The following is a 13,676-nucleotide window of genomic DNA, read 5'->3' as shown; positions in this document are numbered from 1 at the left end:
CAAATGTAGTAAGTTTGGTCACTTTCTATCATAAGAGAGGTTTATAGAATTGGAAATTAGGTGGCTCATTTTTTATGTGATCAAATCGTGTAAAAGTGGCTCAAATCTAACTTATCAAACACATCTTCTTTTGGGAACTTCAATGGATATGAAGTATTAGCGTATATTCCAGAAAAAATAAGTTGGGTATTTCGACTTTATCCAATAACTGAACATCAAGAAAATATTTGGACTGGAAAATTGGACGAGGTTTCACCTATTTTAAGACCAACCCGTATTAAAGTTCGTGCATTTAATACATTAACAAACAAATCGGGTCCTGTTGTGCTTGAAAATAAGGTTAAAACTTGTTTAAAGTAATTAATTTTGTTGGGATAACTGGTGCTTTGCTGGAATAATGAGCAAAGCTTTTTTCTTTTTAAAGTAAAGGGGCAATTTATTTTAAGAAGGAAGTCCGATAGATTATAAAAAATATTGGTTTTAAAAGGAAGGCTCTGTTAATTAATTCTGTTGATATTTGAATATAGCGAACGAATGTTCTATAATGTAAGAAAAGGACGAAATTGAGTTGGTTTCAATGCTTAGATATTATCAAACATCGCAATGACGATACAACAGTACGTAAGATGATTGTTGATAGTTGCTTATTTTCTACTAAGACAACATATGTAGGGCTAAGAAAGCTAAGTTACGTCAATGAAATATTGAGGAGAAATAGAATGCGAGAGAAAAAAGTTCGTGGTATTAAACGAAAAGCTAAAAATATGACTAAACGAATTGAAGAAAACACTACGGAGTTTCCAATGGAGTTCTATAATGATTATTGGCATATGCACCTACCAGTTGCTCAAGATTTTATAAATTCCAATAAGACACCTAATAAAGTTAAACGACTTTGCATTCAAACACTATTGGAAAGAGCTGACCATTTAATTCGAATGAAGCCAAATGATAAAGAAAATTATCGAGTGGTAGTTGCAATTGATTTACTTGATTTGTGGGATTCTCAAATTATCGTATTTAAAGGGGACTCCCATTTTAAAAATTTTTTTAATAGAAATGACGAATATCAAAAATGGCTTCATCTTTCGGATGAAAGAAGTATTCGAATAGAGTGGGGATTAACCGTTCCAAATGATATGAAAATTTTAGGATTTAAAGAATTGATTATTGATGAAGATGGATACAGTTATGAAGGGGAAATTTGGTTTATAGGTGAATTAAAATAAACCAAGGGGACATTTATATTGATGTGACCCTTTTCTTTACTCAAAAAAATAACATTATAATGTAACAGAGCAAAACGAAAAGTTAGATAAATTAAAGAACGTAACAAATACAATAAAATAACACATTTTCGGGAGGATATTATGACTTTTGAAGAACTAGCCAAAAATAAACCAACAGTAGGATGGAAACAAAGAATAGATGAAGATGATGAGCTTTTGACAGACGAAAATATTAATGCAACTAATGAGGTTCTTGATTCTTACATCAATAACTTAAAAAAAATTGGAGATAAGCCGACAGAGGAAGACATACTAGAATGTGTTAAAGAAGTGGTCATTAGATTAAATGAATTAAATGACCAATACGATTATTTTATTGAAACAATGGAGAGAGAAGAATTATATGAGTTTATCACTGAAGCAGCACGTATAGTGGGCTTAGAATCCGAAGAAGACATAACTGAGGAATGGAGAGAATGGTAAAAGAAACAGTATTTTTTGTTTCGAAAGGGTGCAAGAGTTGAAGGTCAAGTCTGTCAACATACCAGCAAATATTCATTTTTAATATCAAAGGGGATGGAAACGTTCATCCAAGAACCATTTATGTATTTAGCCAATAAATTATCATGTCCTCATAAATCTCCTCATATATTTACATAAGTAAATTTATGGGGAGATGTTTTATGGAAATATACAATCTTCATCAGACTTTAAACATTCTTAAAGAATATTACATTACTGATTCTGTTCAAATGGTCTCACGTTGGATTCGGGAGGGGAAAATTAAAGCAACACGGTCGGAAAATCGAAAAGATGGTTGGAAAATTCATCATGAGGATTTATTTGAGTTTATCGAGGAGCAAAGACCAGGATTGCCAGAAATTATGGCTGTTCATGAATGGTATGTTGATAATGCATTTCGAATGGATTCTGAACCGTCAGTTAAAGAAATACCAGGTGAATTGCGAAGCCAATACGAACTAGAAAAACAACAATTGGAAGATCAAATCATGGATATGACGAATCAACTGCTAAGTGCTAACCAAAGTATTTGTGATTTAATAACCGAAGCCGATAAAATCAAGGAAGGATACGGATTTCTAGAGGAGTTATGTGAGGAGTTATATAAGCAGGTAGAAGAAATGCGTAAGGAATTGATTATACAATTACCTGAAGAGAAACAGAATGTAGCATCATTAGAAAAAGAGCAAGTTTTTTCAATAACCGAAAAAGTAAATAGGAAAAGTTCGAAAAAAACTTTCTCTTATCAAGATTTTAGATTGTTATTCCAAGAGTTAAGCAACGAATGTAGTAGTGAAGTAGCGGATTCTTTAAGGGGAAATGAAGAAATTCCAAAAGAGATTTACTCCATATTTTTCAATGAAACAGAGCAACTTGAAGATAGTATAATTGATGGTGAAGAATATCGATGTCCAATAACCAACAAACCATATAAAAATTTAAAATCTATGCTTAAAAATGCAATTAGAGCGAAGCTTAATGAAATCGTAGTTAAAATTAAAGAGGAAGAGGAGATGGAGACTAGTCATTCAAGCTAGTCTTTTTTCTTATGTGAAATTACGAAAGTAAAAGGATATAAATAAATTTACTTGAATATTTTTATCGGTTTTTCATTACTTAAGTAATATTACTAACTAGAACCTATTAATTTATCTGTATTATTTATGGAAATTATTTTATGTAGTTTTTGGCAGTATGTTTATTAATCATGTTAAATCATTTCTCAATGGAAAACTGTATAAACGTTTATACGTAATTATCAAGCAGTGCTTATTGGATTAACGGGGATAGTTGAATAAGGACAATCCACTATTATAATTAATAATTAAGGTAGTATCTATTACATAGGGGGATTCAAAATGGCTAAGGAAATGTCCAGAAATACAGTATCAATTGGAGATATTTTTGCTGTAAGTTTACCAGATGGTAATTACGGGGCAATAAGAGTTGCTGATGAGATAGACAATTCTTATCTTGTTATCACAACACCATATATTGGAACAGACATACCATCTATTGAAAATGAACTTTTAGGTGAAATTCTTCTCCAGAATCGCTTTTTTTACAATAATGATAAGGCATTGGTTTGGGTCGAAGGAAAGGTACCTAAAGAGGTTGTTTACATTGGGAATATTCCTTTATCGGGTAAAATTATTTGTAGCTCATTCCGTGGGAAATGGGACAATTCTGTTGGGATAGAAGTTTTTTTAGAGTGGCGATGGGAATATGATAGGGAAAACTTTGAGAAAGAAATTCAAGAAGAAGAAAAAAGAATTAATGAAGAATATAAGAAATCACAAAAACCTAAGAAAATGATGAAGGATGAAACCTTTTGGTCAATTATTTCTCTACTTAATTTTAATGACAAAAACGATGAAGAAGAAATATTAGAACCTGCTGTTCACACATTGGCAAAAATGAGTGTAAAGGATATAAAAGAATTTGAAGAAGCCCTATCGTACAAGCTCTATTTATTAGATACAAAAGAACACGCCAAAAACATAGGTGAATATTCATATGACGAAGAAACTCAAGACTATTTTTCTGCCGATTTATTCTTGTATTTTAGATGTTCAGTGATTGCTGAGGGAAAAGAATGTTTTGAACTAACTATTAAAAATCCCCGAAATATGACAAAAGATAATTCGTTTGAACCATTACTGTCTTTAGCATCCGAAGCATATACAAGAAGAACTGGAAAAGAGTTTGAATATATCACAGGTTGTGATTATGAATCGTTCTCAAATGTTGAAGGTTGGAATTAATTTCAACGTATTAAACATATTTCTTACTCAACTAACGGAGTGCGAGTGTTCAATAAGAACAGTAGCTTCTTGCACTAACGTCGCAGGATAGTGTGGAAAGAAGCAAAGAAATCTAATATGATAAAATTGAGCGAAAAGGCTTTAGGGTGGTGCTTTATATGGGGTTTGATGTGGTCTTATACAGTCGTGAAGGTCGTAAACTTGGAATAATCGAATTAACAGAACATCTCCATAATGAAATATTTGATTCAAGGAAAATGTGGCGAAGTTATTCGGAACTTAGAAGATTAAGCGATTATTATCTTACTGATGAAATTTTTTCAGGAGAAAGGTTATCGAATCTAATTTCAGACCTTAATCATTACAATTTATTTATTTCAGTCAATAAACTGAACAAATACGAGGAATTTATTAAACAAATTTCTAGGTCAGATATAGGTAAAGTCCATATTGCTGGTGATTAGTAAACATCACATCCTTATTCAACTAAAGCATGTTTAAGATCTAGCTGCTATCGAAGGCAGCTTTTCTTATTGTGTTAACGAAGCAGTTAGTTCAAGAAGAAATTTCTATTATGTTGGAGAAGTTAATTGTAAAAGTATGCATGAAAGTGGGTTAATGATGATAAAAGAAATGGATATTCGATGTCATTTATACGGTGAAAGTTTTTCCCCAATGAAGATTGAAAAATCTACTGGAATTACTCTTGAAAACAAAATTGAAGTAGGAGATATAGTATCCAAAGGAAGATGTAAAGGAGAGCTTTCTTCTTATGGTAATGGTGAATTATGCCCACAAGATGAATATAAAAATTCGGAAGATTACGGACTGCTTTGGATAGTAGAAACTCTACAAAAATATATAGATGTTTTTCGTAGTTATGGAGCCAAAGATATTGATTTAGTAATTGGTGTGTTTTATGAAGGACAGTGCAATTTTGTATTGGAACCAAAAGCTATTAAGGTAATCGGTGAATTAGGTATTCCCTTACAAGTAAGTTGTTATGAAAGTTATTAAGTCTTATTCAAGTAATGGACAGTATAGTTTAACAGGAACAGGTCGCTTTTAAACCAACTAAAAATTAAAGCAATGGAGTAAAAAATATGAGTGAAATTTTAAAGAAACGAAAAGTGTTTAAATATAATCAAGATGATATTTTGGAAATTTTAATGGAATATCTTGCTGAAGAAAATGGTTTCAATACTTTTCAATCAAAAGCAATGTTGGCAGGTAATGTAGATGAAGGTATAAGGTTGATAGCCGTTATTGGTGATTTAGAAGACGATGATATATGTAAGTTGGACTTGGACAAAGTGGATAAAGAAAATGATTTCAATGGTACTCATTCAAATTTAGATGAAAATTTTTATTTTAAAGATAATAAAAAGCAATAATCTTATTGCATTAACGGAGTGCTTTACTTTAACAGTAGTGAAGCCTTTTCTTCTTCAAGTAACTGGAAGTTGAAGAAGGATTCAAATGGAAAAAATGCGGTTTTTTAGGGTAAACTTTAAATGAAACATCTAGAACTTGAGGGGAGTATAGAACTTGGAAGATGTATTGAAAAAATTAAGTGAAGAACAAGATGCTTATAAATTATCCATGCTCCTTGAAAAAATTGCACAAGGAGCAATAAAAATTGAAGATTGTTCTCCAATCATTAAATTCATTAACCATAGGCGTCCAGCAGTCAGACAGTCAGCAATTAAAGCATTAAGAGCGTGTAGAAGTCCTGTTGCAGAAGATACTCTCATAAAAGTGATAACTGAATCGCAAGATGAGTATGACCTTACCTATGCTAATTCCGAATTATCTAGAATTGGTACAAATAAAGCCGTTCCTCACCTCATTAATTTACTTAGCTATCCAAAAGGAGACGTTAAATGTTCGGCTTTATAGGCGCTAAAGGAAATAGGGGACATTTCTTTACTTCCGACTTTTTTAGAGGCATTACAAGACCGTTCAGCTAATGTTAAAGGCTATGCCATGTTAGGTATCGCTAGACATGGGAATGAAACTGCCATTAAACCTGTTATCGAACGTATAAAAACTATGCTAAAAAGAAAAAGGACTATCGAAAGTGATGATCTAATATTGGCATTAGGGTTTCTTATTCGTTTTGAAGAAGACTATGAGGAAATTCATGAGCTATTTGATTGGATAAAATTGTTCAACGGGTGCGATGCTTCAATAACGAAGTGTCGTTTTTTCTTATTCAAGTAACAAAGCAATTTAGTTTAATAAAGGGTAACGAATTGTGAAGAATAAGGAGTAAAAGTAAATATGAGGTGAGTCTTGATGGTCAAGCTATACTTAATCTTATTAGGATTTTTATTATTTACCTTTACTCCTATTCAAGTTATTAAAGCAGAATCGGTTTCAAAAGTAGAGCAAGAAATGTATGTCACAACAGAGGATATTATTGCTGATATTGTGTTTCCCACTATTGATAAAAAAGTTCAAAAGGAATATGGACATAATTTGAATTGGCAATGGGTAAGAATTATTGGTATAAATTACAATGACAATCATTCTTATGATGTTACTGTGACAATTCAAGTCTCTTCTGGACGTAATAAACCATTGGATCATGTAGAGGACTTAGTTAAAGTAAGAATAGCTCCATCTTGTGATAGTGAAAAACTTAATAAGCAGTTATGTAAGCATGATTTCAATATAAAAATATTAGAATACAAACATTTGTCTTCATAAGAATTACTACCTTTACTCAACAACGGGTGTTTATGTTTAAGATCTAGCTGCTATTGAAGGCGGCTTTTCTTATTGTGCTAACGGGGCAAGATAGTGAAATAAGGGTTTTATCATTAGGAGGTTTGTGTATGCTAATTCTACGTTCAGGAATTACAGGTTTTCTACCAGCACCATCGGTTAAAGAGAATAAATTCAAACAAATATGTTATTCTCTGTTTGGTTCAAAAGTATTGGACTTTATTGGAGCAGAAGCAGGAAAGAATTTTTATGAGTGTATAATTAAAGTTAAAGATAAAAGAATTCATATTTTGCTTAATGGTCAGTATCCTTTTATGGCTTTTACATCAACTCGTGAAGTGTATGTGAAATATTTTCCTTTTATTGATGAACCTGAACTATCTAAATTATTTAAACCATATTATAAAATACTACATCCTAATCAGTTGAATGAATCTTTAAGATATACTCAAAAAGGTGAAAAGATTATCGTTAAAACCGAAAACAATTTACACCAAGATGAACTGGAACAGCTTGTCTATTGGGAACCGAAAACAGTAGGAGATGTGGTATTTAATTATTGGGATTAATTTTCACTAACGGGTACTTATGTTTAAGATTTAGTTGCTATCGAAGGCAGCTTTTCTTATTGTACGAACGGGGATAGTTCAACAAGAAAATTAATGATAACAGGGCGATTTTCCCACTATTAGCAGTCACAACAATTGAATTAATATAATAATGACATAAAAATTTTATTGAAAGGAAATCTCCTTAAATGAAAGGTTTCACCATAAAAAAAGTACATATAAAGCAATTTTTGTCTTTTTATTTATTATTCTTGCTTTATACAATGATTAGTGAAATTTGGTTAGCAGTATTATATACACACGAAAATTGGATAAACGTAATTGGAATTATTACAGTTGCTATCCTTCTGGTTTCACTCTATACATACATAAACACAAGATTATCACTTGGTATATGGAAATATATTTTTTATATTCCGTTTTTTCCTGTCATGATTGGAACGATGTTGTTTCAGCCGATTGTATTCAGTATTTTCCCCAATCCTTATAAAACAGACGACTTAGGGGTAGGAATTCTTATGATGATGATTGCTTTTCCCCACTGGATTGCCATGATGCTTTCTTTTTTGTTGGCTCATATAATAAAAATGCGAAGAAAAGAAGGGTGAATTTCTTTCTTGTGTAAGTAACTAGTAACCACTTGTGAAGTAATGTACTTAAAATGACGGAGTGCGATGCTTCAATAACGAAGGATTGCTTTTTCTTATTGAAGTAACGTCGCAGGTTAGTGGAAGAAGGAATTAGTTAGTAGAGGAAGCAATGTTATAATGAACAAAGTATATATGTGGAGTGAGAAAATTTGAAACCAAATTATAATTACTTAGGATTCTCAAGCATTATGGGACCTAAATTAAGAAAGTTAGTAGAACAACAACTATGCGATGACCTAAAAGTGTATGGAATAATGGGAAATAAGTTTAAATTCGATTGGTCTGAGAGTTGTATAGAAGGACACGATACAGCTTATTTAGATGGGGAAGTGGAAAACTTCTCAGGAATTAATATTTTCAATGAAAAAGATGAACATATTGCAGAGGGTTGGATGGAGTTTATTCACGAACCAACATATAACTTTTTTATTGCATATTGGGAATTCCTTAGATTTTTTGATTTAGGAAAAGAAATAAATATTAAAGATAAAGTTGGAATCCCTCTTCATATTTTTAACGAAATTCCTGAAAATGTTCGCTTTAAATATAAAACTGAGATATTAAAACAATAACTTCTTCGACTAACGGAGTGCTTTAACACAATAAGGAATAAAAATAAAGAGCCTGAAATATCCAAGTTTTTATACACTACTTGCGTATTTTGGCTCTTTTTACATTCGTAAAAGATCCTGCCATTAATAGCATTTTTAAAAAATTTCCAAATACACACTTTATGTATTATCACAAATAAAAATAGTATATAGTTATTTGTTTTTATGTAAAATTGTTCAGTTTTGCTCATTTAACTAGCATAAATAGGTTATTGTTATAATAATTCCCAGTATAGAACCGAATAAATGGGGTTATGTGTTAAGTTTTACTGTGGAGATTAGGAGCTCTGATTTAAAGGGGGCGAAAAATGAGAAATGTGATTTATATATTCATTACTTTCTTCATTTGGATATTATCAGGAACTTTTTTATTCATTCATAGTAACGGGATGCTGAATGTTAGTCCTTGGGGAATGCACAATTTTGTAAATATAACGATACAAATAGTAGTTATTTTTTTACCGATTGTTGGGCTGTTTTTATCAATTCTCATTAAGCACAGAATCATAAAATATGCAATGATTTTGGGATGCTTAATAAACATTTATTATCTGTCTGTTCCATTTTGCTTTGCTTGGTTACATTACTTTAAAGTCATTTAAATACATCTGTATAACAAGTAGAAGAAAAATAAAAAATAAGTAAAGAAAAATAAAAAATAAGTAAAGAAAAATAAAAAATAAGTAAAGAAAAATAAAATAAAGTAATATAACAAAAGAGTCTTGAAAAGCTCAAGACTCTTTTGTTATGGAGCAATTCTTAAATCATGAATAAGGAAATCCTTTTTCTTTATGCAATTTGGAGTGTAAAGGAATTCAGGTAGAGCTTGTTCTTGTAACTGTTTCTTGAATGCTCCCTTATTGAAAGCGATAGCTTCTTTCTTATGAATGGTAAACTTTAGATGCTCATTATTTTTACCGAATGTTTGATGGTGCCTAATAGCAATCGGGGAGCAGTAAAATAACGGTTTGGGAAATGCCATTCCAAAAGGTTCTAATGCTGATAAGTCATCAAATAGATGATTTGAGAATAGGTGAAAAGGGATATTACCAATAAAATTAATTTTTGGTTGTAATGGTTCTTCTTCCAGTGCTGCCTGTTGAATAGCAAGTCGAAAGTGATCGAAGTCGCGTAAATCCATTGAAAGTCCTGCGGCAGCCTGATGACCGCCGAATTTATTAAGGTATTGCGAGCATTTGTTAATAACATTGATGATGGAAAAATCTGTTCCATTTAAACTTCTGGCTGAACCTGTACCATGTTGAGAAATGACAATGGCTGGTTTTTTAAATCGATTCGTAATCCTAGCTGCGATAATGCCGATTATTCCATTATCAAATTCATCACAGACCACGATTACTTTTTGTTTATACCATTCGTTTTCTATGATTTTCTTTTCAATCTGACTAAATTGATGTTTCGTCATTTCTTTCCGCCTTTTATTAAGATTAATTAAGTAATGAAGTTCCTGATCTGTGGTAGAAGGGTTCATCAGTATTCTTACTGCTTTATTTGGATCATCAATCCGTCCACATGAGTTTAAAATAGGTCCAATTTGAAAGCCAATGGTAGAGCTATCAACATGGTTAATCTTCAACAGCTTAAATAACTTTCGTAAAGTAGGTTGCGGATTATTATTCATTATGCGCAGTCCCAACCAGCAAATTATGCGGTTCTCGCCTTCAAGCGGCATTAAGTCAGCAATAGTTCCAAGTGTTGCAAGTTCTAAAAATAAAGGTCCGTATTTTTGCCAACTAATTTTACCAGCTATAAATAAAGCTTGTACTACTTTTAGAGCGACACCTGCTCCAGCCAAACCTGTGAACGGATAAGTGTTGTCCAATCTTTTTGGATTAATAAAAGCGTGACAATCAGGATGTTTACCGAGAATGTCATGATGATCCGTTACGATAACATCGATGCCTCTTCTTTTTGCAATCTCCATTGCAGGATGGGCACTGGAGCCGTTATCAACGGTAATAATGAGAGAAATATCATCTGCAAGCTGTTCAATTGCCATAGGAGACAGTCCGTATCCTTCACTGCGGATTGGTAAACGATAATCTACATTTGCCTTTAACATTCTCAACGCTTTATACAATATTGACGTAGCTGTAATACCATCGCAATCGTAATCGCCAAAAATTAATATTTTTTCGTTATTCTTAATCGCTTGAATGATACGGACAATCGCCTCCTTCATTTCATTTAATAAAAAAGGATTGTGCATTTCATCAAGACAAGGATATAAAAAATTAGAAAGTGATTCTTCATTTTTTATATTGTGAACAAATAAATGGTGCATAAGAATTGGCTCAATATTAAAACAGCGTGCTAAATAAGTGATTAATGGTTTCTGCGGATGCATGTTTAATGGTATGTCGTAAGGTGTCCATTCCGTCATTGAATAAAAGCCTTCCCTTCATTTTTTTGATTGTAGAACCACACATATTGTTTTGCCTGAAAAACATCTAAATCATGAAAATGATTTGTCGGAATACTGTTTGTTTCATAATATGTTTGATAAAAATGAACAAGGTAATCTAATGGATGATTTTTTATTAAATATTTTCTATAAATGGCAAAAGGCATGGGGAAAGCATTATTAAATTTAATGTTTCCAGCCGTTAAAAAGTAATAAAATTCAAAAGGTACGTCCCAATCAAGTGAGCTTATGTCTTCTTGATAAAATACAATGCCCTCTGCCTTATTTCGAATTAGCGTGGACTTCAGATGAAGAAGGCTATTGTAACTACTAGATTCAAGCATTGTTTGCAAAGAAACAGCATACATTTTCGACAACTCCATTAACGAATATCTAACACGATTTCCAGTTCCTTTTCACTTAACAAAATAACTTTTTCGACAACGGTTTTAATTAATGATTTTGCTTCGGGGACAGGTAAAACTTCAATCGCATCAATAATATTTTTAATTTTTTTCTCCACTAATTTTTGTAATTGTTGCATGTCAACCTGTGGAGTTTGGTCCTGATTATTGCTTTCTTCAATGAATTTCTCCAATCGCTTTTTTTCTTCGGTCAAATCTTCTAACTCAATGAGTCCTGCTGTGTAAGCTTCTACTTTTCTTTTGTAACGATTCTTAGCAGATCGTACTTTTTGTTCCATTGTATTTGAATCTTCTTCCATACTTTTTTGAATTAGACGGGGAATCATATCTGATTGAATCGAATTTGAAAGTTGGAGAAGTCCTTTTTTAAACCAAGATTCTACATCTTTGGCTTTGTATTGTTTACTAGTACAAGTGCCTTTGTTTTTGTTTGCTGAACAGCGATAAACACGGTAACGATTTTTTACTGAACCAGACCATCCAATGCTCATTCCTGAGCCACAATTTCCGCATTTTAGTAGCCCACCAAGAAGATGGGGGCTTGTCTGAGCTCTTGGCGCCATCTGCTTTTTGCTCGCTTTATGTTGAACCTTCTCCCAGGTTTCTTTTTCAATGATGGCAGGAAGTGCATTATCAAGAACAACCCAGTCTTTATCGTCTTTTTCGAATCGCTTGGCTTTACTGGAGTCAATACGATTCCAAACGAGAGTTCCTTTATAAACTGGATTTGTGAGCATCAATTTAATAGAGCGAATCGACCATTCCTTTTTCTGTCTAGAAGGAATGTTTTCTTCATTTAATTTTTTGGCGATAGTATAATAACCATTTCCTTCATTTAAATACCAATCGTATACTTGATGGACAATTTTAGCTTCAGGTTCGTAAACGACAAGTTCTTTATCCTGTAAACGATAACCATAGGGACTTTGTGTAAGCCATTTTCCATGACTAGCAGCATGATACATATTTTCAAAAACGCGTTCTCGAACACGTTCCCGTTCAAATTCTGCGACTGCCCCTAAAACTTGAAGCGTCAGACGACCCGCAGGGGTATTTGTATCGAAAGCTTCACTAATAGAAATAAAAGAAACATTTTTTTGATGAAATGACTCAATTAGTTCCAAAAGGTGAAGGAGTCTTCTGCTAAGGCGATCAAGTTTTGTCACTAAGATCTTTGAAATTTTCCCATTGTCCATTGCTTCTAATAAACGCTTAAGTTGCGGTCGCTCCAAATCTTTAGCTGAATAACCATCATCTATAAAAAGAAGTGGAGACTCACTCCAGCCCATAGCTCGACAATAGGCGGTTAATCGTTCTTGTTGTTCATCAAGTGAAACTCCCTCACGTGCTTGTTCATCGGTAGAAACGCGGCAGTACAGAGCGATGGAACGTTCGTTAAACTCAATTTGTTCTTGTTTCAAATACATTCCTCCTTACTCCGTTTGTCTTAATATATGGTCGAAAATAATGAAAGATGAATAGGGTTGTCCCACTCATTTCCTTGCATATGTATGTAAGCAAGGGGGATTGCAAATGGAGGAAGTTCAAATTCGATTTTCAGTTTATAACGGTTCTGAAAAAGTATCATTTGATTCCATCACCGACCTTGGCAACCATGAAATTTCACAACAAATTAAACAAAAAGTTAATGATTGTGAGTTGAAAATAACAGAGACGGCAATTCTCCATCTGTTAGGTGAAAAAATTGGAACATATCAAAGCAACAATATTCAAGTTACGTTTACAGAAAAAAAAGGAGAGCCACCAATTAATGGTTAGGCTCTCCTTTTTTTATACTTTTATTCACGTATATAAACGGTGTGTTCATAATTATGAATAAAAATTTAAAAAATGGACATAATTGTAAATGCAACTCAATCTTTCTTTAAAAGAAGTTCCAGTCCCTTCTCCAATATATTGAGGAGGTATGTTGCTCCTTCAGGGTTGTGTTGTACCAGTTGCTTGAATTGTTGCTTGGCATGATTGAGTCTGATATCTATTTCATCTGATGATTCAGACTCAATCGGAATAATATTTAATTCTGATTGTAATTTCTGTAAAAGTGACAAATGAATCGTATCCGTTTTACCTGTCTCTAAATTACTAAGATATCCTGGTGAAACATTCAATGTTTCCGCGAATGCATTTAAACTGATTCCTTTATTGGTACGTAAAGTGCGAATTCGTTGTCCGAGATTTTGCAGCATATATGAATCCTCCGCGAAAAAGTAAAATTTTTTAATTACCCCAT

The 13,676-nt window shown here is 32.6% G+C and carries 17 protein-coding genes and 2 pseudogenes; 15 read left to right on the top strand and 4 right to left on the bottom strand.

All coding sequences use genetic code 11. The features are described from left to right. Positions 1–120: 120 nt before the first annotated feature. The 14 genes and pseudogenes from ACE199_RS23520 to ACE199_RS19150 form a co-directional block, all read left to right on the top strand. Positions 121–360 (top strand): annotated as a pseudogene (locus tag ACE199_RS23520) (YoqH family protein); the annotation flags it as partial. Positions 361–563: 203 nt separating this feature from the next. Further along, positions 564–680, top strand: a pseudogene (locus ACE199_RS19210) (IS1595 family transposase); the annotation flags it as partial. A 39-nt stretch (positions 681–719) separates the two neighbouring features. Next, positions 720–1,229 (top strand): DUF3916 domain-containing protein, encoded by a 510-nt coding sequence (locus ACE199_RS19205; protein ID WP_375351201.1) that lies wholly within the window; start codon positions 720–722, stop codon positions 1,227–1,229. Positions 1,230–1,370: 141 nt separating this feature from the next. Continuing rightward, positions 1,371–1,712 (top strand): hypothetical protein, encoded by a 342-nt coding sequence (locus ACE199_RS19200; protein ID WP_375351199.1) that lies wholly within the window; start codon positions 1,371–1,373, stop codon positions 1,710–1,712. 200 nt (positions 1,713–1,912) lie between these two features. Beyond that, the gene (locus ACE199_RS19195; RefSeq protein ID WP_375351198.1) at positions 1,913–2,788 is read left to right on the top strand and encodes a helix-turn-helix domain-containing protein; all 876 of its coding nucleotides are present in this window, start codon (positions 1,913–1,915) and stop codon (positions 2,786–2,788) included. A gap of 321 nt (positions 2,789–3,109) precedes the next feature. Further along, complete coding sequence (locus ACE199_RS19190; protein ID WP_375351197.1) at positions 3,110–4,015, top strand: DUF4240 domain-containing protein; 906 nt, start codon at positions 3,110–3,112, stop codon at positions 4,013–4,015. A 158-nt stretch (positions 4,016–4,173) separates the two neighbouring features. Continuing rightward, on the top strand, positions 4,174–4,479 hold the full coding sequence (locus ACE199_RS19185) for a hypothetical protein (protein WP_375351196.1): 306 nt from the start codon (positions 4,174–4,176) through the stop codon (positions 4,477–4,479). 157 nt (positions 4,480–4,636) lie between these two features. Next, positions 4,637–5,032 carry a hypothetical protein gene (locus ACE199_RS19180; RefSeq protein WP_375351195.1) on the top strand — a complete coding sequence of 132 codons (396 nt, stop codon included), beginning with the start codon at positions 4,637–4,639 and terminating at the stop codon, positions 5,030–5,032. Between the two features lie 86 nt (positions 5,033–5,118). Beyond that, positions 5,119–5,409 carry a hypothetical protein gene (locus tag ACE199_RS19175; protein WP_375351194.1) on the top strand — a complete coding sequence of 97 codons (291 nt, stop codon included), beginning with the start codon at positions 5,119–5,121 and terminating at the stop codon, positions 5,407–5,409. A gap of 154 nt (positions 5,410–5,563) precedes the next feature. Then, the gene (locus tag ACE199_RS19170) at positions 5,564–5,914 is read left to right on the top strand and encodes a HEAT repeat domain-containing protein (RefSeq protein ID WP_375351193.1); all 351 of its coding nucleotides are present in this window, start codon (positions 5,564–5,566) and stop codon (positions 5,912–5,914) included. Between the two features lie 399 nt (positions 5,915–6,313). After that, on the top strand, positions 6,314–6,727 hold the full coding sequence (locus tag ACE199_RS19165; protein WP_375351200.1) for a DUF3888 domain-containing protein: 414 nt from the start codon (positions 6,314–6,316) through the stop codon (positions 6,725–6,727). Between the two features lie 128 nt (positions 6,728–6,855). Beyond that, entirely contained in the window at positions 6,856–7,314 is a 459-nt protein-coding gene (locus ACE199_RS19160; RefSeq protein ID WP_375351192.1) for a hypothetical protein, read from the top strand. A 188-nt stretch (positions 7,315–7,502) separates the two neighbouring features. Beyond that, positions 7,503–7,922 carry a hypothetical protein gene (locus ACE199_RS19155; RefSeq protein ID WP_375351191.1) on the top strand — a complete coding sequence of 140 codons (420 nt, stop codon included), beginning with the start codon at positions 7,503–7,505 and terminating at the stop codon, positions 7,920–7,922. Between the two features lie 191 nt (positions 7,923–8,113). Then, on the top strand, positions 8,114–8,536 hold the full coding sequence (locus tag ACE199_RS19150; RefSeq protein ID WP_375351190.1) for a hypothetical protein: 423 nt from the start codon (positions 8,114–8,116) through the stop codon (positions 8,534–8,536). A 784-nt stretch (positions 8,537–9,320) separates the two neighbouring features. Here the strand turns inward: ACE199_RS19150 and recJ are convergent. From recJ to ACE199_RS19135, 3 genes are read right to left on the bottom strand one after another with little or no spacing between them, the layout of a single operon-like run. Further along, positions 9,321–10,979, bottom strand: a complete 1,659-nt coding sequence (gene recJ / locus ACE199_RS19145) for a single-stranded-DNA-specific exonuclease RecJ (protein ID WP_375351189.1) — start codon at positions 10,977–10,979, stop codon at positions 9,321–9,323. Beyond that, a complete protein-coding gene (locus ACE199_RS19140) occupies positions 10,976–11,368 on the bottom strand; it encodes a hypothetical protein (RefSeq protein ID WP_375351188.1) in 393 nt (130 codons plus the stop codon). Before ACE199_RS19140 ends, recJ begins: the two co-directional genes overlap by 4 nt. 14 nt (positions 11,369–11,382) lie before the next feature. Next, positions 11,383–12,846 (bottom strand): recombinase family protein, encoded by a 1,464-nt coding sequence (locus tag ACE199_RS19135; RefSeq protein WP_375351187.1) that lies wholly within the window; start codon positions 12,844–12,846, stop codon positions 11,383–11,385. A gap of 112 nt (positions 12,847–12,958) precedes the next feature. Here ACE199_RS19135 and ACE199_RS19130 point away from each other — a divergent pair, with 112 nt between their 5' ends. After that, on the top strand, positions 12,959–13,204 hold the full coding sequence (locus tag ACE199_RS19130; protein ID WP_375351186.1) for a hypothetical protein: 246 nt from the start codon (positions 12,959–12,961) through the stop codon (positions 13,202–13,204). 95 nt (positions 13,205–13,299) lie between these two features. Here ACE199_RS19130 and ACE199_RS19125 read toward each other — a convergent pair whose 3' ends face one another. Next, positions 13,300–13,632: a helix-turn-helix domain-containing protein gene (locus ACE199_RS19125; protein WP_375351185.1), complete on the bottom strand. Its 333-nt coding sequence runs from the start codon at positions 13,630–13,632 to the stop codon at positions 13,300–13,302. Positions 13,633–13,676 lie beyond the last annotated feature (44 nt).

The sequence above is a fragment of the Peribacillus sp. Hz7 genome, assembly GCF_042136355.1.
GTDB classification, from domain to species: Bacteria; Bacillota; Bacilli; order Bacillales; family DSM-1321; genus Peribacillus; species Peribacillus asahii_A.
Note: the sequence above shows the minus strand (reverse complement) of the source record. Positions and strands in the feature narration are given on the sequence as shown.

Excerpts from the sequence above, each read along its gene's own strand:
- ACE199_RS19205 (WP_375351201.1), top strand. The coding sequence starts at position 720 with ATGCGAGAGAAAAAAGTTCGTGGTATTAAACGAAAAGCTAAAAATATG.
- ACE199_RS19200 (WP_375351199.1), top strand. The coding sequence starts at position 1,371 with ATGACTTTTGAAGAACTAGCCAAAAATAAACCAACAGTAGGATGGAAA.
- ACE199_RS19195 (WP_375351198.1), top strand. The coding sequence starts at position 1,913 with ATGGAAATATACAATCTTCATCAGACTTTAAACATTCTTAAAGAATAT.
- ACE199_RS19190 (WP_375351197.1), top strand. The coding sequence starts at position 3,110 with ATGGCTAAGGAAATGTCCAGAAATACAGTATCAATTGGAGATATTTTT.
- ACE199_RS19185 (WP_375351196.1), top strand. The coding sequence starts at position 4,174 with ATGGGGTTTGATGTGGTCTTATACAGTCGTGAAGGTCGTAAACTTGGA.
- ACE199_RS19180 (WP_375351195.1), top strand. The coding sequence starts at position 4,637 with ATGATAAAAGAAATGGATATTCGATGTCATTTATACGGTGAAAGTTTT.
- ACE199_RS19175 (WP_375351194.1), top strand. The coding sequence starts at position 5,119 with ATGAGTGAAATTTTAAAGAAACGAAAAGTGTTTAAATATAATCAAGAT.
- ACE199_RS19165 (WP_375351200.1), top strand. The coding sequence starts at position 6,314 with ATGGTCAAGCTATACTTAATCTTATTAGGATTTTTATTATTTACCTTT.
- ACE199_RS19160 (WP_375351192.1), top strand. The coding sequence starts at position 6,856 with ATGCTAATTCTACGTTCAGGAATTACAGGTTTTCTACCAGCACCATCG.
- ACE199_RS19155 (WP_375351191.1), top strand. The coding sequence starts at position 7,503 with ATGAAAGGTTTCACCATAAAAAAAGTACATATAAAGCAATTTTTGTCT.
- recJ (WP_375351189.1), bottom strand. The coding sequence starts at position 10,979 with ATGACGGAATGGACACCTTACGACATACCATTAAACATGCATCCGCAG.
- ACE199_RS19140 (WP_375351188.1), bottom strand. The coding sequence starts at position 11,368 with ATGTATGCTGTTTCTTTGCAAACAATGCTTGAATCTAGTAGTTACAAT.
- ACE199_RS19130 (WP_375351186.1), top strand. The coding sequence starts at position 12,959 with ATGGAGGAAGTTCAAATTCGATTTTCAGTTTATAACGGTTCTGAAAAA.
- ACE199_RS19125 (WP_375351185.1), bottom strand. The coding sequence starts at position 13,632 with ATGCTGCAAAATCTCGGACAACGAATTCGCACTTTACGTACCAATAAA.